At 62.6% G+C, this 17,733-nt stretch carries 17 protein-coding genes; 16 read left to right on the forward strand and 1 reads right to left on the reverse strand.

Annotated features, from left to right (window positions below):
* The first annotated feature begins 2 nt into the window (after positions 1–2).
* From AB1446_03935 to AB1446_03965, 7 genes are all read left to right on the forward strand, one after another.
* Positions 3–1,430: a serine hydrolase domain-containing protein gene (locus AB1446_03935; GenBank protein MEW6546051.1), complete on the forward strand. Its 1,428-nt coding sequence runs from the start codon at positions 3–5 to the stop codon at positions 1,428–1,430.
* A gap of 79 nt (positions 1,431–1,509) precedes the next feature.
* Positions 1,510–3,489, forward strand: coding sequence for a S9 family peptidase (locus tag AB1446_03940; protein ID MEW6546052.1), 1,980 nt, complete (start codon positions 1,510–1,512; stop codon positions 3,487–3,489).
* Between the two features lie 160 nt (positions 3,490–3,649).
* A complete protein-coding gene (locus AB1446_03945) occupies positions 3,650–5,284 on the forward strand; it encodes an ABC transporter substrate-binding protein (protein MEW6546053.1) in 1,635 nt (544 codons plus the stop codon).
* Between the two features lie 92 nt (positions 5,285–5,376).
* A complete protein-coding gene (nikB, locus tag AB1446_03950; protein ID MEW6546054.1) occupies positions 5,377–6,297 on the forward strand; it encodes a nickel ABC transporter permease in 921 nt (306 codons plus the stop codon).
* Between the two features lie 23 nt (positions 6,298–6,320).
* Positions 6,321–7,199 carry an ABC transporter permease gene (locus tag AB1446_03955; protein ID MEW6546055.1) on the forward strand — a complete coding sequence of 293 codons (879 nt, stop codon included), beginning with the start codon at positions 6,321–6,323 and terminating at the stop codon, positions 7,197–7,199.
* Positions 7,200–7,256: 57 nt separating this feature from the next.
* Complete coding sequence (locus AB1446_03960; protein ID MEW6546056.1) at positions 7,257–7,466, forward strand: hypothetical protein; 210 nt, start codon at positions 7,257–7,259, stop codon at positions 7,464–7,466.
* On the forward strand, positions 7,463–9,007 hold the full coding sequence (locus AB1446_03965) for a recombinase family protein (protein ID MEW6546057.1): 1,545 nt from the start codon (positions 7,463–7,465) through the stop codon (positions 9,005–9,007). Before AB1446_03960 ends, AB1446_03965 begins: the two co-directional genes overlap by 4 nt.
* 255 nt (positions 9,008–9,262) lie before the next feature.
* Here AB1446_03965 and AB1446_03970 read toward each other — a convergent pair whose 3' ends face one another.
* Complete coding sequence (locus AB1446_03970) at positions 9,263–9,640, reverse strand: hypothetical protein (GenBank protein ID MEW6546058.1); 378 nt, start codon at positions 9,638–9,640, stop codon at positions 9,263–9,265.
* Between the two features lie 288 nt (positions 9,641–9,928).
* Here AB1446_03970 and AB1446_03975 point away from each other — a divergent pair, with 288 nt between their 5' ends.
* From AB1446_03975 to AB1446_04015, 9 genes are all read left to right on the forward strand, one after another.
* The gene (locus AB1446_03975; protein MEW6546059.1) at positions 9,929–10,618 is read left to right on the forward strand and encodes a FadR/GntR family transcriptional regulator; all 690 of its coding nucleotides are present in this window, start codon (positions 9,929–9,931) and stop codon (positions 10,616–10,618) included.
* Between the two features lie 16 nt (positions 10,619–10,634).
* Entirely contained in the window at positions 10,635–11,018 is a 384-nt protein-coding gene (locus tag AB1446_03980) for a (2Fe-2S)-binding protein (GenBank protein ID MEW6546060.1), read from the forward strand.
* The gene (locus AB1446_03985) at positions 11,011–12,111 is read left to right on the forward strand and encodes an NAD(P)/FAD-dependent oxidoreductase (GenBank protein ID MEW6546061.1); all 1,101 of its coding nucleotides are present in this window, start codon (positions 11,011–11,013) and stop codon (positions 12,109–12,111) included. The genes AB1446_03980 and AB1446_03985 overlap by 8 nt, the downstream gene beginning before the upstream one ends.
* Positions 12,105–12,608, forward strand: coding sequence for a 4Fe-4S binding protein (locus tag AB1446_03990; GenBank protein ID MEW6546062.1), 504 nt, complete (start codon positions 12,105–12,107; stop codon positions 12,606–12,608). Before AB1446_03985 ends, AB1446_03990 begins: the two co-directional genes overlap by 7 nt.
* Complete coding sequence (locus AB1446_03995; protein ID MEW6546063.1) at positions 12,601–12,969, forward strand: (2Fe-2S)-binding protein; 369 nt, start codon at positions 12,601–12,603, stop codon at positions 12,967–12,969. Before AB1446_03990 ends, AB1446_03995 begins: the two co-directional genes overlap by 8 nt.
* On the forward strand, positions 12,962–14,107 hold the full coding sequence (locus AB1446_04000) for an FAD-binding oxidoreductase (GenBank protein MEW6546064.1): 1,146 nt from the start codon (positions 12,962–12,964) through the stop codon (positions 14,105–14,107). The genes AB1446_03995 and AB1446_04000 overlap by 8 nt, the downstream gene beginning before the upstream one ends.
* 76 nt (positions 14,108–14,183) lie before the next feature.
* Positions 14,184–15,338, forward strand: coding sequence for an FAD-binding oxidoreductase (locus tag AB1446_04005; protein MEW6546065.1), 1,155 nt, complete (start codon positions 14,184–14,186; stop codon positions 15,336–15,338).
* A gap of 112 nt (positions 15,339–15,450) precedes the next feature.
* Complete coding sequence (locus AB1446_04010; GenBank protein ID MEW6546066.1) at positions 15,451–16,602, forward strand: branched-chain amino acid ABC transporter substrate-binding protein; 1,152 nt, start codon at positions 15,451–15,453, stop codon at positions 16,600–16,602.
* Between the two features lie 72 nt (positions 16,603–16,674).
* Entirely contained in the window at positions 16,675–17,676 is a 1,002-nt protein-coding gene (locus tag AB1446_04015; GenBank protein ID MEW6546067.1) for a proline racemase family protein, read from the forward strand.
* Positions 17,677–17,733: the final 57 nt, after the last annotated feature.

Raw genomic sequence — 17,733 nt, forward strand, 5'->3', positions numbered from 1 at the left:
CGATGACGGGTGATTGGGCGCCATTTGAGGCGTATGCTGAGCGCATGATGGCGGCGTATCAGGTACCCGGGATTGCAGTCGCGGTAGCACAGGACGGCAAGCAGGTTTTCGGCCGCGGGTTCGGGTGGCGCGACCGGGAACGCGAGTTGCCGGTTACTGAGAACACGGTTTTTGGCATTGGCTCGATCACCAAGTCGTTCACCGCCGTGGCGATTATGCAGCTGGAGGAGGAAGGCAAGCTTTCGGTGGAGGACCCCGTCGTCAAGTACCTCCCGGAGTTCCGGGTGGGTAAGGACGGGGCCGCGGGGAAGATCACGATCCACCACTTCCTGACGCATACCAGCGGGCTGCCTCCTCTGCCTTCCCTGTTCTTGTGCATGGCCCCCAGCATGCAGGGCGATCCCAGCGTAAAGGACTTCCCGCTCAGCGTGGGCGTTGACGGTAAGCAACCGATTTACACGTACGAGCAGCTGATGGACTTCATTGCCAGCCTGGACGTCCAACTGCTCGGCCCGCCCGGGGCATACTTCAGCTACTCCAACGATGCTTATGCCCTCCTGGGGGCGATTGTTGAGCGTGTGAGCGGGCAATCTTACGAGTCCTTCGTCACCGAACGCATCCTTGAACCGCTGGGGATGGAGCACACGACCTTTGATCTGAAGGTCATGGAGCAGTTTCCGGAAGTCACGGAGCTGTACGCTGCCCGGGAAAATAACGGCAAAGAGGAAGCGTATGCGGCACCCCAGTGGTGGGAGGCACCTGCCATGGTGGCAGCAGGCTTTCTGCGTTCCAACGTGGGTGACCTGCTGCGGTACATGGAGGTGTACCGCACGGGAGGCGTGGGAAACGGCCGACGCATCCTCTCGGCCGAAAGCGTGGCCCGGATGACAGCACCCCATGTCTGGTGTGAACCGGGGCTGTATTACGGCTATGGTCTGGTAATTCACCCCAACTACCACGGCGTATCTCTGGTCGAGCACGGGGGTGGCATCAAGGGGGTATCTGCGTACGTCAGTTGCGTTCCCGAAAAGGGTGTGACGGGGGCAGCTCTGGCCAACCTTGCGGGGGTTCCCTCGGGCCAGATCCTGCTTGGTGCGATGAATATCATCCTGGGCCTGCCGGTGGATACCCGCCGTTTCGACTACCCCGATTATGCGTGTCCCCCCGAGCGGCTGGAGCGGTATGCGGGTGAATACCGTTCGGGCGAGGGAGCTCAGATCAAGGTATCAGTCACGGACGGCACGCTCCAGGTCGAGATGCAGGGCAAGCGCATGCACGCGAGGCCCGTTGGCGTTGGCATGTTCGTGATTAAGCAGAAAGAAGAGGAATCGTTGCTGCGTTTTCTCTTCAACGCCCGCGGTGAGGTATATGCGGTTGCCTCCGGTTTTCGCATCATCCCACGGGTGGGGGGCCTCGCCAGAACGGCGTGAGGCGCGCGGCGAAGGTCTGTTGGACTTGTGACCTCCCGGGAATACATCGTCAGGCGTGGGCTGAGAGGAGGCAGGAGTTGTGTCTGCCACCAGGTTGCCAAAGTATGAGGATTTGTATGACATCAAAATGGTGTCGGATCCACAGATTGACCCTCAGGGCAACTGGGTAGTGTTTACGGTCACAGAGGTAGACAAGGAGTCAGATGGCTACCGTTCTTCGCTGTGGCTTGTCCCCACGCGGGGCGGGGAACCCCGCCGGCTCACCCACGTGGGCAAGGTTAACATGCAACCCCGGTGGTCGCCGCAGGGAGACAAGCTGGCCTTTATTTCCGATCGCGGGGGCGGCAATCAGGTTTGGGTGCTACCCTTTTCCGAGGGAGGGGAGGCGTACCCGGTCACTGCGGATCTCAGGGGGATTTCGTCTCCACCCGTGTGGCGCCCTGATGGGAAAGCCCTGGCAGTAGTCGCTCTGGGTCCGGCTCAGCCGGGAGAAGATCTGCCCGAGAGATCTGAAATCAAGACGTCGGACCGTTTGCTACACAAGTTCGACGGGACAGGAGTGTTCGGTCCAGGCAGGCAGCAGGTGTACGTGGTTCCCTCTTCAGGAGGAAAAGCAACTCAGGTAACTTGGGGAGATTGCGATCACGGCGTGCCCGCCTGGTCGCCCGACGGTCGCCGGCTGGCCCTGGCCGTCAGGCGTAGCGCTGATGCGGACCACACCGCCCTTAGCGATCTGTATCTGCTGGATGTCGGCTCGGGCGAATATCAACTCCTGCGTACGAATTTCTCCCGCTTCCTGCTTCCCAGCCCCGTGTGGTCGCCAGACGGAAGTAGGCTGCTAATGGTGGCCGCAGAGGGCAGGTCCTGGGGGAACCGCACTCCGGAAATATGGTTAGTCGAAGTGGAAAGCGGTCATGCCGAGAGCCTGACGCGCGAATTCGATCGACCGCCAGCCCCGGTCGATAGCGGGGACATCGTGACGGTGGATGCCCGTCCTCTGCCGCAGTGGAGCCCGCACGGAGACAGGGTCTTTACCCTCTTCGCTGAAAGGGGGCAGTGCGAGCTTTATTCCCTCGACTTGCGTACGAGGGATATTGAGCGGCTCTCCAAAGGTCATCGCAGGGTCCTCACGGCCTTTTCCATGGCTCGCGACGGATCCTTCGCTTACACCGTTACCGATCCTTCCCGGCCCAACGAGGTGTACTACCTCAGTCCCACCGGAGAGGAAAAGAGGCTTACCGACTTCAACGGGTTCTATTTCGGCGAGATGGCGTTGCGACCGGTAGAGTTGGTCACGTATCAAGGACCTGATGGCCTCCCGCTGGAAGGCTGGCTGATAACCCCCGGGGGACAGGGGCCTCACCCCCTGATCCTCAGCATCCACGGAGGGCCCCACGGGGCTTACGGGTTTGCCTACCATCACGGGTTCCAGTGCCTGGCGGCCCAGGGTTACGCCGTGCTCTACACCAACCCCCGCGGCAGCCAGTCATACGGGACTGCCTTCGCCCAAGGTTGCGTGCGGGATTGGGGTGGCAAGGATTTCGGTGACCTCATGGCTGGCGTGGATGAAGCGGTCAGGCGGGGGGTCGCCGATCCCGATCGGCTGGGAGTGTCGGGATATAGCTACGGCGGCTTCATGACCAACTGGATCATAACCCACAGTGCTCGATTCAAGGCTGCGGTCTCGGGCGGGTGCCTTAGCAACCTATTGAGCTTTTACGGCTCGTCCGACCTGGGGTATTTGTTCCTTCTGGATGAAATCGGAGGGCCTCCTTGGGAAACGGTAGAAGCCCTTCTCCAGCACTCTCCCCTGATGCACGTGGCCAACGTTACCACTCCCGTGCTCTTCCTGCACGGAGAAGCCGACGACCGTTGCCCCATTGAGCAGGCCGAGCAAATTTACGTGGCGCTCCGGCAACTGGGAAAGCAGGCGCAACTCGTGCGCTACCCCCAGAGTAGCCATCTGTTCATACTCACCGGCAAGCCGAGCTTCAGGATCGACTACTGGCGGCGCCTCACCGAATGGTTCGACCGGTATCTGAAGGACCGGAGCAGCTGAGACAACACGTAGCATGCCCGCGGTACACCGCAATGCCCTGTGCAACACCCGAGGAGGGAAGCCCTGGAAAGGGGGTGACGGCCGGGAAACTCTGGGTATTCACTACGGGTCAAGTTGGTTTGTGTGTGCGGGAAGGATGTCAGCTTCAGGAGGTGAGAAGATGAGACGGTGGCGGTACATGGCCATTACTTTAGTAGTGGTCCTGGTCGCGACGGTGCTGGTGGGTTGTCGGACGCGGTCAACCGGGGAGGGCGCGAAGGAGCCTGCCCAGGAGGTCAGGCGGGGCGGGACCGTGGTCATTGGCTACATGGAAGAACCCAACACGCTCGATCCCCACAAGACCGCAGCTGGTGCTGCCTATTTCGTGATGAGTCTTATATCCGATCCCGTCGTGCAAACCGATCCCCAAACCGGCGACTTCATCCCGCACCTGGCCAAGCGGTGGGAGGTATCCGGGGACGGGCTGGAGGTCACGTTGTACCTGCGCGATGACGTAAAGTTCCACTCAGGTGTTCCGTTCACCGCGCATGCCCTGAAAGCTACGTGGGACCGAGCCTTTGATCCCAAAACCAAGACCGTCGCAGCTTCGAAGATGCTCGGGCCGGTGAAGGAAATCATCGCCCTGGACGATTACACCCTCAAATTGCGTATGGAGAAGCCTTTTGGTCCCTTGTTCTACGGCTTGTCCCTGGGAGGGTATACGCACGCCATCGATCCCACCAACCTGGAGAAGTACGGTGAAGATTATGGCCGGCATCCGGCCAGCACCGGGCCGTACAAGTTCGAAGAATGGGTGACCGGTCAGTGGATCACGCTGGTGCGAAACGAGGACTACAAGTGGGCACCCAGTTTCGCCTCCAACCAGGGTCCCCCCTATCCCGAAAAGATCCAGATCAAATACATCCTCGAGGATGCCACCCGCGTGGCGGCCCTGGAGGCCGGCGAGGTCCATATTGCCCCCGTGCCCCCCATGGAAGTTGACCGGTTCACGAATAACCCGAACTTCAGCGTGTTCTCCTACCTTGCATCAGGAGTAAGTATGTCCCTGTGGTTTAATCAGAACAAGCCCCCTCTGAACGACGTGCGGGTCAGGCAGGCCCTCTCTTACGCGATCGACAAGCAGGCCATTATAGAGGGAGCCGCCGCTGGGCACGCCCGCCCGGCCCACGGTCCCCTGCCCCCTACCATATGGGGCTACTGGAAGGGCGTAGAGGATATCAGCTACAAATTCGACCCGGAGAAGTCCAAGGCGTTGCTGGAGGAAGCCGGCTGGAAGCTGGCCCCCGGGGACACGGTTCGAAAGAAGGAGGGTAAGCCCCTCAAGCTGAGCCTCTTCATCATGCCGGCGGATGCGTGGAGGCGCACGGCCGAGCTCCTGCAGGCACAGTTCCGTGATGTTGGGGTCCAGGTGGAGATCCAGAGCTACGAGTGGGGTGCGCTCATGCAGTACCTCGGCGAAGGGCGCCACCACATGAACCTGATGGGATACGGTTACGGTGACCCCGACATCCTGTACCTCGCCCTGCACTCCTCCCAGGCGGGTTCGGGAGTGAACTGGTGTTTCGTGCGCGACCCTGACATCGACGCTGCTGTTGCGGGTCAGAGGAACACCGTGCTCCCCGAAGAACGCCTCCGCTATGCGGCCGAGGCGCAGCGGTTGGTCGTGGAACGGGCCGTTTGGGCCCCCATATACATCTCCGAGAATTACGTGGCGGTGAATAAGAAGGTGCAGGGCTTCAAGCTGAACTTCCGGGGGACCTGGCTATTGCATGACATCTGGTTGAAGGACAACTGAACACATACCGGGAGGGATGCGGCCTCCGGGGGCGGGGGATGAGGATCCTCCGCCCCCGGCGGATGCAACCGCAGGGCAGGAGGATCACCTAAATGTCTACTTACCTTGCCAAGCGGGTTCTGGGAACCATTCCGGTGCTGGTGGGCGTGTCGATACTGGTGTTCTCTATGCTACATTTTGTGCCCGGGGACCCGGCACGCATCATGCTGGGCATGGAGGCGGGAGCAGAAGACGTGGCCCGGCTGCGAAAGCAGCTGGGTCTGGATGATCCGTTGGCAGTGCAGTACCTGAGGTTTGCTGGGGGGGCTCTGCGGGGTGACCTGGGACGTTCCCTGAAGAGCAATCGCCCGGTTGTGGAGGAAATAACGGCGCGGTTCCCTGCCACCTTGAAACTGGCATTCTGTAGCCTCAGCATAGCCGTCTCCGTCGGCGTCGTGGCTGGAGTGCTGGCAGCAAAGCACCATCAATCACTGCTGGATAACGCGGTCATGTTAGGGGCGATAGTGGGGGTCAGCGTCCCCGGTTTCTGGCTCGGACTGATGCTCATCTTCCTTTTTGCGGTCAATCTCCGCTGGTTCCCGGTCGCGGGAGCCGCGACTCTTCGGCACCTGGTGTTGCCGAGCCTTTCGTTGGGGCTGATGGCGTCCGCAGTTGTGGCGCGCATTACCCGTTCTTCGGTTCTGGAGGTCATGCGCCAGGACTACATCCGAACGGCACGTTCGAAGGGCCTATCGGAACGAATCGTCATGTACCGTCACGCGCTCAAGAACGCCCTGATACCCGTGGTCACCGTCGTGGGATTACAGTTCGGCGGCCTCCTCGGCGGCGCGGTGATTGTCGAGCAGGTGTTCGCCTGGCCTGGCCTGGGGACGTTAGCCGTCACTGCTTTACAGGCCCGAGACTTTCCTATGGTGCAGGGCATTGTTCTGTACATGGCGCTGGGATACGTGCTTGTGAACCTGATAGTGGACGTAATGTACAGCTATCTTGATCCACGCATCCGTTATCAGTGAGCTGGGAAGGTGGAACCTTGGCGGTGGTGGTTAAGAGAAAGGATATGCGTCGTGCCACGCCCGACTCGTTTTCGTTCCGGAAGTACGCCGTGCGCAGGTTCGTTCAGAACCGGGGCGCTGTGCTGGGCTTGTTGCTGTTTGTCTCCCTGATAGTCTCCGCCGTCCTGGCCCCCTGGATTGCCCCCTATGACCCATACGAAGTGAGTTCTAACCGTCTCGCTCGTCCCTCGCGGGAGCATCCCCTGGGAACAGATGCGCTGGGAAGGGATGTCCTGAGCCGGATCCTGTACGGAGGCCGGATTTCCCTGCAGGTGGGAGTGATAGCGGTAGGCATTGCGGCAGTAACTGGGACTGTGCTGGGCCTCATCGCCGGCTACTTTGAAGGTTGGCTGGACCATGTCATCATGCGCTTGATGGAAGTCATGTTAGCCTTTCCAGGTATACTCCTGGCAATGGCAATTATCGCCGTGCTTGGCTCCGGCCTGTTCAACGTTATGATCGCGGTGGGCATTGCCTCCGTTCCCTCCTACACCAGACTGGTGCGGGGAGTGACTCTGTCGGTTAAGCAGAACGAATATGTGCAGGCTGCTCGCGCGTTGGGTAGCGGGACCGGGCGCATCATGTTGCGCCACCTGGTGCCAAACATTGCTGCCCCCATCGTGGTTCTGTCCACCCTGGGGGTGGCGAGTGCCATCCTCACCTGTGCGGGGCTGAGTTTCATCGGGTTGGGCGCACCTCCTCCCACTGCGGAGTGGGGTGCCATGCTGGCTGCGGATCGGGTTTACCTGCGTCGTGCCTGGTGGGTGGTGGCTTTCCCGGGCCTGGCCATTACCATTTCAGTGCTAGCCATCAACCTGTTGGGTGACGGTCTGCGGGACGCGCTGGATCCTCGGCTCAAGTGAGACGCCTCGAGGGACTGGGACGAGGGTCCTCCCGCGTAATCTGTTCCGGGTGAGAGGGTGGTTGACCGGGAAAGCAAGAGGGAAGTGGCCACCGATCCGGGCAACGCCGCCCGCACCGGGTCCAAGAGGCGCTTCCGGGTGATTCTGCGCGTCATCCCCGACGGGGGTCACGCCCTGACGAGGGCCAGGGGCTTCATCATCGACCGGTTTCTGGGCGAAATACTGGCGGAGCTCGAGGGCGAGGGCGACGGGCGTTGCGGGCGGTGATATACGCGCGCGTCTCCACCGACGAGCAGGCGACCCGGGGCTACTCCTTGGAAGACCAGGTGGAACGGTGCACTGCCCACGCCCGGGAACTGGGGGCAATCCAGATCGAAATCTTCCGTGATGTGGAATCCGGGAGTGTCCTCACCCGGCCGGGACTGTTGGCCGCACGGGAACGGGTGGCGAGGGGCGGGGTGGAGCTTTTCGTGTGCTACGACCCGGACCGGCTGGCGCGCAATCTATCCCACCAGCTCCTGCTCACGGAGGAGATCGAGTCACGGGGGACACGGCTGGAATTCGTCAACTTCGCATGGAAGAACACCCCCGAGGGGAAGCTCTTTTACTCGCTGCGCGGCGCTATTGCCGAATACGAGAAAGAGAAAATCAGGGAACGGAGCGTGCGCGGCAAGTTGCGGAAGCTACGGGAGGGTCGGCTTACTCACGACCCGCGCACCTACGGTTACCGGTTTGATCGGGAGCGGGATACGCTGCTGGTGGTCCCCGAGGAGGCGACCGTGGTGCGCCGTATCTTTTCCTGGTACGCCGATGAAAACCTGGGTTGCGGCGCCATTGTATCGCGGCTCACTTCCCTCGGCATCCTCCCTCCCCGGGGGAGAAGCTGGCACCGGTCAACCGTGTCCCGTATCCTGCGTAACCCGGCGTACATCGGTTCCGCCTGCTTTCACCGGTACAACGCCGAGGGCGTGCACGCCACCAGGAGACTTCCCCCCGGCCAGAGGGTGCTCAGGAAGGAACGACCTCCGGAGGAGTGGGTTGAGGTCCCCGTTCCCGCCATAGTGGACCGGGAACTGTTCGAGCGCGCGCAGGAGAAACACCGGATGGCGAGACGCCTCTGGGCGGGGAAGTCGAGAACCCAGTATCTCCTGCGGGGCCTGGTGTGGTGCGGGGTATGCGGGGGCAGGATCAACGGCAACCTCATCACGTCTAAAGCTAAGAAGCGGAGGTATTATGTGTGCCGGGCCGGAACAGGCCGTACACAAGGAGGCAGGGCAGGGCCTGCTTGTACGCTGGGGTACGTCCCCGCCGACGACCTGGAACGGGCGGTCTGGTATGTGGTGCTCACCGCACTGTCCGACCCGGACGCCTACCGCCGTGATCTGCAGGAAAGGACCAGGGAGGCGTGCCTGTATTTGAACACGACCGTTGAGGGCATCCAGGAGCAGATCTCCCGGTGGGCAGAACGTCGTCGCCGCCTGCTCGAGTTGTACGAGAAGGGAGTGATCCACCTGGGGGAGGTCGAGGAGAGGCTTGCGCAGTTGGGACGTTTGGTGGCCGAGCTGACCCGGCGACGAGATGACCTCCTCAGGAATGGGCCCCCGGTGGTGGTTCCCACAGATCCGGCCAGGCTGGAGCACGTCGCGGCTAAACTGGTGGAGCGGTTGGGTCGCCTGGGTTTCGAGGAGCGTCAGACCCTGGTGCGCACGCTGGTTGCCGGGCTCACCGTTCTCCCTGACGCGGTGATCCTGCACGTGCGCTGGCCCGCCGGTGCGGCAGTCTCGGGGAAAGTTGCCTCGTGCGTATAGTTCCGGCACCTAAAAGGTGGGGGGCGGGGTTCTCCCTTTGTTGCGACCACGTGCGTGGTGGCGCCCAAGATCCCGTGCCCGCCCGGGTACCCGCCGCAGTTCCTGTTCCCGACTGTCGGAGTCGGCTAACCAGGACTATTACCCCCACCTGGCGTCATAGGGGGAGGGTGCATCCCTCCCCAATCTTTGTCTGGGGGATCGAAGTGAGATGACCAGGCAGAAAGACGGGCAACAACAAGGCCCCAGGCTGGGCCGTCAGCGTACGAGAACGTGTTCTGCCCCCAGCTGGCGGAGGGCGGTGGTTACCCCCGCCAGCCGTTCTCTTTCCAGGTCCGTGATCACGACCAACATGTGATTCAGCCACTGCCGTTCCACAGCGGGGAGATCGCCCCCGGGGCGGGCCGACTCCAGGGCATCCCCCGCCTGCGTGGCAGCACGCAGGGCCGGGTTCTCCTTTCCTGCCCGTCCGGCCACGATGCTCTGTTCCGGCTCGGCCAGAGCGGCCTGGGCATCCAGCCAGCTCTGGGGACCCACCATTTGCACCTTTTCGGAGGGGAGGCCCGCCTGCACCAGTTCCTGGCGGGCGAAGCGCGCCTTGTCTTCAGATGGGAAAGCTGCCACCACGGTGGCCATGCGCAAGCCTCCTTTCCGACCCCCGTGTATTTTCTCCCGGGGATGTGCAGGGGAATGAGCCCCCGGCCGTGGCGCAGGGCATCAATCTCCACGCAGGGGGATGGGGCCGTGACCGAAGTCGGTGAGGAGCATGTGGATACCGGTGCGCTCAAGGGGCGGCTTCCATGGACGGGCCAGTGTCCACAAGCGTGTGTCAGGAGCAGGACTTTCCGGCCAGGCGTCGAATACACACACCATCGGGCAGCTGGGCTGCCCAGTGTCTGTGCAGTCATGGGCGGGAGTCGAGCGATGTCGTTCCAGAAGGTCAGCCGGTATCGCTTGTACCAGGACGTGGTAGGACAGCTGGTCGAGCACATAAGGAGCGGCCGGATCCGGCCCGGTGAGCGTTTCCCTTCCGAACGGGAACTGGAGCGGCAGATGGGGGTGAGCCGGGGCATCCTGCGGGAAGCGTTCCGGGTGCTGGAGGTTCGGGGCATTATCGAATCCCGGCCCGGGGGCGGTAGGTTTCTCAGGCAGCTTGATGGCCAGAGCCTGTTCGATCTGGAGGCGGGCTTCGTCAGGCTGGAAAAGGCAGTTTTGCTGGACATTTGCGAGGCTAGACAGATCATCGAGGTTAGGGCGGCCCAGCTGGCGGCGGAACGGGGCAAGGATGAGGAAATCAGCCACATCGGGAGGGTAATCAACGACTTCTTCAGTACGCAGTTCGATTTGGGAGAGCAGATGGACCGCGACCTGGACTTTCACGTGGCCGTGGCGCGTTCTACCGGGAATCTGGTGATATGGGAGCTGGTGCGGGTGCTGGTCGGGATCCTGCGGGAACACCGGCAGCAGATGCACCTGCCACGCGAAGAATGGGCCACGATGTGCCGCCAGCACTGCCACATCTACGAGGCAATCAGAGGCCGCGACGGCCCGGAAGCAGCCCGGCGCATGGCGGAACACCTGGATCGGTTGCGGAAAGCGTTACAGGAATCATAGCCGGGAGGCGGTAGCGGTGCGGATCAGGGAGCATCCCATCCTGACTTTCCCTGCGCGCAGGAAGGTGACGTTTTTCTTCGAGGGCCGTCCCCTGGAAGGGTATGAGGGGGAACCGATTGCTGCGGCGCTACACGCGGCCGGAATCCGGGTATTGCGCGAGAGCCCGGTGCTGGGCCGGCCGCGGGGGTTCTTCTGTGCGGTGGGCAACTGTTCCTCGTGCCTGATGGTGGTGGATGGGGTGCCCAACGTGCGGGTGTGTGTGGAGAAATTACGGGAAGGAATGCGGGTGGAGCGTCAGGCGGGGAAGGGTAACCTGCTCGCTGCCGTGGGTGGGGGCCGGGCTTCCGGGCTGGACTCTGGCGCGGCGCTGCACGGGTGTGGGGGTGAGGAGGGTGCTTAACCCCCAGGTGATGGTGGTGGGTGCGGGGCCGGCGGGGATGTCGGCGGCCTTGGCGGCGGCGGAATGGGGAGCCCGGGTTCTTCTGGTGGATTTGTTCTCGGAGCCGGGTGGGCAGCTGGTGAAGCAGACCCACAAGTTCTTTGGGTCCCGGGGGCAGTATGCGGGCACGCGGGGGATCGAGATTGCCCGCCTGCTGGGGGAGAAGGTGCGGTCTCATCCCGGCATAGATCTGTTGCTGGACACCCAGGTGCTGGGGTACTACCCCGACGGGGTGCTCACCATGGAGCGATCGTTCAACGGGGAATCGGAGTACCTGAAGGCGCGTCCGCGCCGGCTGGTGGTGTGCACGGGTGCGCAGGAGAGGCCGCTTGCTTTTCCCGGCAATGACCTGCCCGGGGTGTACGGGGCGGGGGCGGTGCAGACGCTGATGAACGTGCATGGGGTGAAGCCGGGGCGGCGGGCGGTGATGGTGGGTGCGGGCAACATTGGTCTCATCATCTCGTATCAGCTTCGCCAGGCGGGCGTGGAGGTAGCCGCGGTGGTGGAAGCTGCTCCCACGATCGGGGGGTATGCCGTGCATGCCTCCAAGATCCGCCGGCTGGGGATACCCATCCTGACGTCGCATTCGGTGAAGGAGGCCCGTGGTGAGCGGGAGCTGGAGGGTGTGACGGTGTGGAGGCTGGACGAGAGGTGGCAGGGTATCCCGGGTACCGAGTGTGACTTCGAGGCGGACGTGCTGTGCCTGGCGGTGGGTTTGTCGCCCCTGACGGAGCTTCTGTGGCAGGCGGGGTGCCGCATGGTGTACGTGCCCGAGCTGGGTGGTCATGTTCCCTGGCGTGATGAGCACCAGCAGACGTCGGTGCCGGGGATATTTGTGGCTGGTGATGCCTCCGGGGTGGAGGAGGCGTCGTCGGCCATGGTGTCGGGGCGGATTGCGGGGCTGGCGGCGGCGGCTTCGCTGGGGTTGTGCCCGTGCTACCGGGAACTGGCCCGGGAGGCACATGCCCAGCTTGAGGTGCTGCGGGCGGGTCCTCCGGGGGAGAAGATTCGCCGGGGTCTTGCGCGTCTGGGGGAGGTGGCGCGGGCATGCTGAGGCAGACGGGGGTGCCCGCGGTGGAAGACCTGGCGCGGGTGATGCCTCCTGAGGAGGTGAGGCGCCGGGGGCCGGTGGCGATATTCGAGTGTTTTGAGCGGATCCCGTGTGATCCGTGTTACTGGGCGTGCAAGCGGGGTGCGGTGAGGCCGTTTAAGGACATCAATGATCTTCCCGGTGTTGATTGGGAGAGGTGCAATGGGTGCGGTCTGTGTGTGGCTGCCTGTCCGGGGCTGGCCGTATTCGTGGTGCACGAGGGGTACACGGATAGCACGTCGCTGATCAAGTTGCCCTATGAGTTCCTCCCCCTGCCCGAGGTGGGGCAGGTGGTGGAAGCCCTGGACCGCGAGGGGAATTGCGTTGGTGAGGCGCGGGTGGTGAAGGTGCAGAGGTCGCGGGAGAAGGTGGGCACCCCGGTGCTGTGGATCGAGGTGGAGAGGGACCTGGCCCATGTAGTAAGGAACATTGCCGTGGCCGGGGGTGGGCAAGGTGAGTGACCGGGATCAGGACGTGGTGATCTGCCGCTGTGAGGATGTCACGTTGGCCGAGATCAGGCGTCTGGTTGCCGAGGGTGCCTGTACTCTGGATGAGATAAAGAGGCTGACGCGGGCGGGGATGGGTTTGTGTCAGGGGCGTACGTGCCGGCACCTGATCCTGCAGGAGGTGTCGCGGCTGACCGGGGTGCCGGTGGAGGAGCTGGTGCTGCCCACCTTCCGTCCTCCCACCCGTCCTGTGAAGCTGGGTGTTATCGCGCGCGCGGCGGCTGCCCATGAGGCCGGCGCCGGGGTGGCTGCCCAGCACGCTGTCGGCGAGGTGCCTGCCTGCCAGGCTCCGGCAGGGGATGGTGGCCATGGTTAAGACGGCGGATGCGGTGGTGGTGGGTGGGGGGATCCAGGGGGTATCGGTGGCCTACCAGTTAGCGCTGCGGGGCCTGAAGCCGCTTCTGGTGGAGAAGGGGTACCTGGCCTCCGGGTCCACGGGCCGGTGTGCGGCGGGTGTGCGGCAGCAGTGGGGTACGGAGATGAACATCCGGCTGGCCCGGGCCAGCATCAAGATGTTCGAGCGGCTTGAGGAGGAGCTGGGTTACGCGCGGGGGATAGAGTTCAAGCAGCGAGGGTATTTGATTCTGGCGTACCAGGAGAGGCAGTGGGAGCAGTTTTTGCGGAACGTGGCCCTGCAGCGTTCGCTGGGTGTTCCCGTGGAGGTGCTTACGCCCGAGGGGGCGCGGGAGATAGTACCCTACCTGAACCCTGAGGGGGTGGTGGGTGCCACTTTCTGTCCGGAGGATGGGCATATCAATCCCTTCCGGGCGGTGGAGGCGTATGCGCAGGGGGCCTGCCGGCTGGGGGCAGAGATTTGGACTTTCACGCGGGTGACGGGGGTCAGGGTGGAAGGTGGGCGGGTGGTGGGGGTGTGCACCACCCGGGGAGAGGTTTCCACTCCGGTGGTGGTGAACACCGCCGGTCCCTGGTCGGACGAGGTGGCGGAGATGGCGGGTCTTGACATCCCCACCTATGCTCAGCGGCATCAGATTCTGGTCACTGAGCCGGTGGGGCCAATGCAGGGTCCGATGGTGATTTCCTTCTTCCACGGGCTGTACTGCCAGCAGACGCCGCACGGGAGCTTCATCATGGGGCTGGGGGATCCCCACGAGCCCCGCAACCTGGACTGCGGGGCCACCTGGCGTTTTCTGGAGGAGATGGCTGGTATCGTTGTGCGCATCCTGCCGCCTCTGGCCCATCTGCGGGTAGTGCGGCAGTGGGCGGGTTCTTACGACATGACGCCCGATGCCCAGCCCATTGTGGGGCCGGCTCCCGAACTGGAGGGCTACTACTATTCGGTGGGGTTCTCCGGGCACGGCTTTATGCTGGCTCCCATGACGGGGAAGCTGCTGGCGCAGATCATCGTGGGCGAAGAGCCGGACATCCCTGTCGACCGGCTGGGTCCGGATCGCTTCGCACGCGGTGAGTTGATCCTTGAACCCGCGGTGGTGTGAAGGAGCCCCCGCCGCAGGACGGGCGTGACCCCTGAGGCGGGAGGGAGCCGGGCAGGGCGGAGCGCGGGGTGGGAGCGTGGCAGACCTGATCGAGCGCACAGCCGACGCGGTCATAGTGGGGGGCGGGGTGCACGGGTGTGCGGTTGCCTACCACCTCTGCCGCCGTGGGCTCAAGGTTTCTCTGTTCGAACGGGGATACCTGGCCAGCGGCGCCACCGGGCGTTCTGCGGCGGGGGTCCGCCACCAGTTCGGCACCGAGATAAACTGCCGCCTGGCCATCTGGAACATTCGTCTCCTGGAGCACCTGGGGGAGGAACTCGACTACCCGTACGACCTGGAATTCACCCAGGGAGGGTACCTCCTGCTGGCGTACACACCCGGCCAACTGGAGCAGTTTGCCCGGAATGTGACCCTGCAGCGCAGCCTGGGCATTCCGTCAACCATCCTGTCTCCCGAGGAAGTGGCCCGGGTCGCACCTGGTCTCAACCTGGACGGGGTTCTGGGAGCCAGTTTCTGCGCGCGGGACGGTCACGTCAACCCCTTCCACCTCACCTGGTCGTACGCCCGGGCGGCCCGGCGCCTTGGTGCCCGCATTCACTGTTTTTGCCCGGTACATGCCGTGCTCGCCGGTGACTCGCGGGTGCGCGGCGTGCTTACCGGTGCCGGACGGGTGGAGGCCCCGGTGGTGGTGATATGTGCGGGGGCGGAAGGAGCGGAACTGGCCCGCGCTCTGGGGCTAGATGTCCCTGTGTATGGTGAGCGGCACCAGATCCTGGTCACTGAGCCCGTGGCCCACTTCCTCGATCCCATGGTGCTCTGTTTCGAGGACGGCAGTTACTTCAAGCAGACCCCTCACGGCAGCCTGCTCATGGGTATCGGAAGCCCCTTCGAGCCCAAAGGGTACGGGCAGGGGTCCAGCTGGCACTTTATGGAGGAGATGGCGTCGCGCATCGTGCGCCACGTTCCTGCCCTGGCCGGCGTGCGGGTGGTGCGGCAATGGGCCGGCCTCTATGATATCACTCCGGATTCCCAAGCCATCGTGGGGCCTGCCCCCCTGGAAGGGTTGTGGCTGGACCTGGGCTGGAGCGGCCACGGTCTGCAATTTGCCCCCAGTATCGGCCTCATCCTGAGCCAGCTCATCGTGGGAGAGCCTCCCTTGGTGGATGTCAGCCCGTTCCGCCTGGGGCGTTTTGCCACCGGCGAACTGGTACCGGAACCGGCCTGTGTGTGATGCAAGAGGAAGGAGGCGAGAGCGACCCATATTCCGGTGACTCGTAGCGGCCCCAGAGGCCAGGTCAAAGGCGGTTAGAGTCAAGCTCACCATCAGCCAGGAGGAGAGAACGATGAGAAAAATAATGGTGTGTGTGGTTGTCCTGGGTCTATTGCTCTCCGTATCCGCTGCCTGCGCCCAGCAACCCAAGGCCAAGCCTACGATCAAAATCGGTTACTTGGCGCCTCTAACGGGTGATTGGGCGTTCGAAGGCCAGGAGGGCATAAAGAAGCCACTCGAAATGCTGGTCGAGCAGGTGAACAAGCAAGGCGGGTTGTTGGGAGGCAGGCAGATCGAGCTTATCTCCGCCGACGATCAGAGTGATGCCAAGCAGGCTGCTCTAGCTGCCCAAAAGCTCATAACAGCCGGTGCGAAAATCGTTATCGGGTCTTACGCTTCCACGTGTACCGAACCGGCTTCGCAGCTGTTCAACGACGCAGGGATCCTGCACATCACGCCGATATCCACGGCTACACGGCTAACGGAAAAAGGCTACAAACGATTCTTCCGTACCTGCGTTACGGACGACAAGCAGGGGCTGTTTGCTGCTGAGTTCATTTCCAAGACGCTGGGCAAGAAGCGGGTAGCCATCATACACGACAACACCACGTACGCCAAAGGCCTTGCTGATTGGAGCAAGAAGTACATGGAAGACGCCGGGCTGGAAGTGGTGTTCTTCGATGCAATTACTCCCAAAGAAAAGGACTACACGGCTGTTCTTACGAGGCTCAAGGCCGCTAAGCCCGAGGTCTGGTACTTTACCGGCTATTACCCAGAAGCTGCTCTACTGGTCAGACAGGCCGCAGACGTGGGTTTGGATGCGCAGATGATGGTGGGCAATGCAGTTAACAACCCCGAGTTCGTGAAGATGGCGGGAATTGAGTTTGCCAAGCGTGTGATCATCACTACCGAGCCGATGCCGAAGGACCTCCCATGGCCGGAGGCCAGGAAGTTCCTGGAAGATTACAAGGCTCGGTATGGCGAATATCCGCGCAGCGTCTGGGCGCCTTTCACCGCAGATGCTTTCCGCGTAATCGTGGAGGCGATCAACCGCACGAACTCGGACGACCCAGCCAAACTTGCTGAGTACCTGCATAATGAGCTTAAGGATTTCCCTGGCATCAGCGGACTGATACCAGGCTTCGATGAAAAGGGCGACCGTAAGGGCACCATCCACATGGCGTATACCGTTAATGACCAGGGCGAGTTCGTGCTGTGGAAGTAGCCGTGGGGGGGAGGGGCGGTCGAGTACCGCCCTTTCCCCTGTCGATCCTGAAGGGGTAGGGTGGTTCGAGCCATGGCGTGCTGCTTCGAGGTGGTTGACACCCACACGCAGGGGGAACCCACGCGGGTTGTGGTGAGAGGTGTCGAAGATGTGCCCGGCTCCACCATGCGAGAGAAGAAACAGTATCTGGCTGAACACCTGGACCACATCAGGCAGTTGCTGATGTTTGAGCCACGAGGGCACATCGATATGTTCGGAGCGATCATTCTCCCGCCGACCTCCCCGAAAGCCCACCTGGGCGTGATCTTCGCGGAGGGTGCAGGGTACCTGGACATGTGCGGACACGGTACCATGGGAGTCGTCCGGGTTGCCATTGAGTTAAAGCTTGTTCCTGTCCAAGAACCACACACGACGATTGTTCTTGATACCCCTGCGGGGCTCGTTACGACCCATGCACAGGTGAAGGATGGTAAGGTCTCCGCGATCACCGTCGCAAATGTTCCCTCCTTTGTACGGTACCCCAACGTTCGTGTTCGGCTCCCCGATGGGCGCACTGTAGACGCAGCCGTGGCTTACGGTGGAAACTTCTTCGTCCTTGTGCGGGCCAGGGACGTTGGGCTGAACATCGAACGGGGCAACGTGCAGCAATTCAGGCAGATGGGGGAACTGATCAGGCGAGCGGTGTCAGATGCGGTTGATATAACTCACCCGGATGCGCCGTCGGTTAGGCACACGCCCTTGGTTGAGTTTTACGAAGAAGCCGATTCCGTGACCGGTCGACCTGCGCGGAACGTGGTGTTCTTCGGGGCTGGCCAGATCGACAGGTCGCCGTGCGGAACAGGCACCTGTGCTAAGATGGCGTGGATGTACGCCCGGGGGGAGTTACGGCTGAATGAGGACTTTGTGCATGAGTCTATCCTGGGAACTAGATTCGTCGGGCGTGTCATAGGCGAAACGACCGTGGGGTCCTATCGTGCGGTGATCCCGCAGGTAAGTGGCAACGCCTTTATAACCGGCTACAATCGGCTGGTCTTGGAGGAGGACGATCCGTTTCCCCACGGGTTCCTGCTTTGAAGCTCCCAGGTGTTGCTGGCTGGGACGCCAGGGGGCTCACTGGGCCTTGTTAGGTGG

The organism is Bacillota bacterium, assembly GCA_040757085.1.
Classification (GTDB): Bacteria; Bacillota; Sulfobacillia; order JACIYH01; family JACIYH01; genus JACIYH01.

Excerpts from the sequence above, each read along its gene's own strand:
- AB1446_03975 (MEW6546059.1), top strand. The coding sequence starts at position 9,929 with ATGTCGTTCCAGAAGGTCAGCCGGTATCGCTTGTACCAGGACGTGGTA.
- AB1446_03945 (MEW6546053.1), top strand. The coding sequence starts at position 3,650 with ATGAGACGGTGGCGGTACATGGCCATTACTTTAGTAGTGGTCCTGGTC.
- AB1446_04000 (MEW6546064.1), top strand. The coding sequence starts at position 12,962 with ATGGTTAAGACGGCGGATGCGGTGGTGGTGGGTGGGGGGATCCAGGGG.
- AB1446_04015 (MEW6546067.1), top strand. The coding sequence starts at position 16,675 with ATGGCGTGCTGCTTCGAGGTGGTTGACACCCACACGCAGGGGGAACCC.
- AB1446_03990 (MEW6546062.1), top strand. The coding sequence starts at position 12,105 with ATGCTGAGGCAGACGGGGGTGCCCGCGGTGGAAGACCTGGCGCGGGTG.
- AB1446_03970 (MEW6546058.1), bottom strand. The coding sequence starts at position 9,640 with ATGGCCACCGTGGTGGCAGCTTTCCCATCTGAAGACAAGGCGCGCTTC.
- nikB (MEW6546054.1), top strand. The coding sequence starts at position 5,377 with ATGTCTACTTACCTTGCCAAGCGGGTTCTGGGAACCATTCCGGTGCTG.
- AB1446_03935 (MEW6546051.1), top strand. The coding sequence starts at position 3 with ATGACGGGTGATTGGGCGCCATTTGAGGCGTATGCTGAGCGCATGATG.
- AB1446_04010 (MEW6546066.1), top strand. The coding sequence starts at position 15,451 with ATGAGAAAAATAATGGTGTGTGTGGTTGTCCTGGGTCTATTGCTCTCC.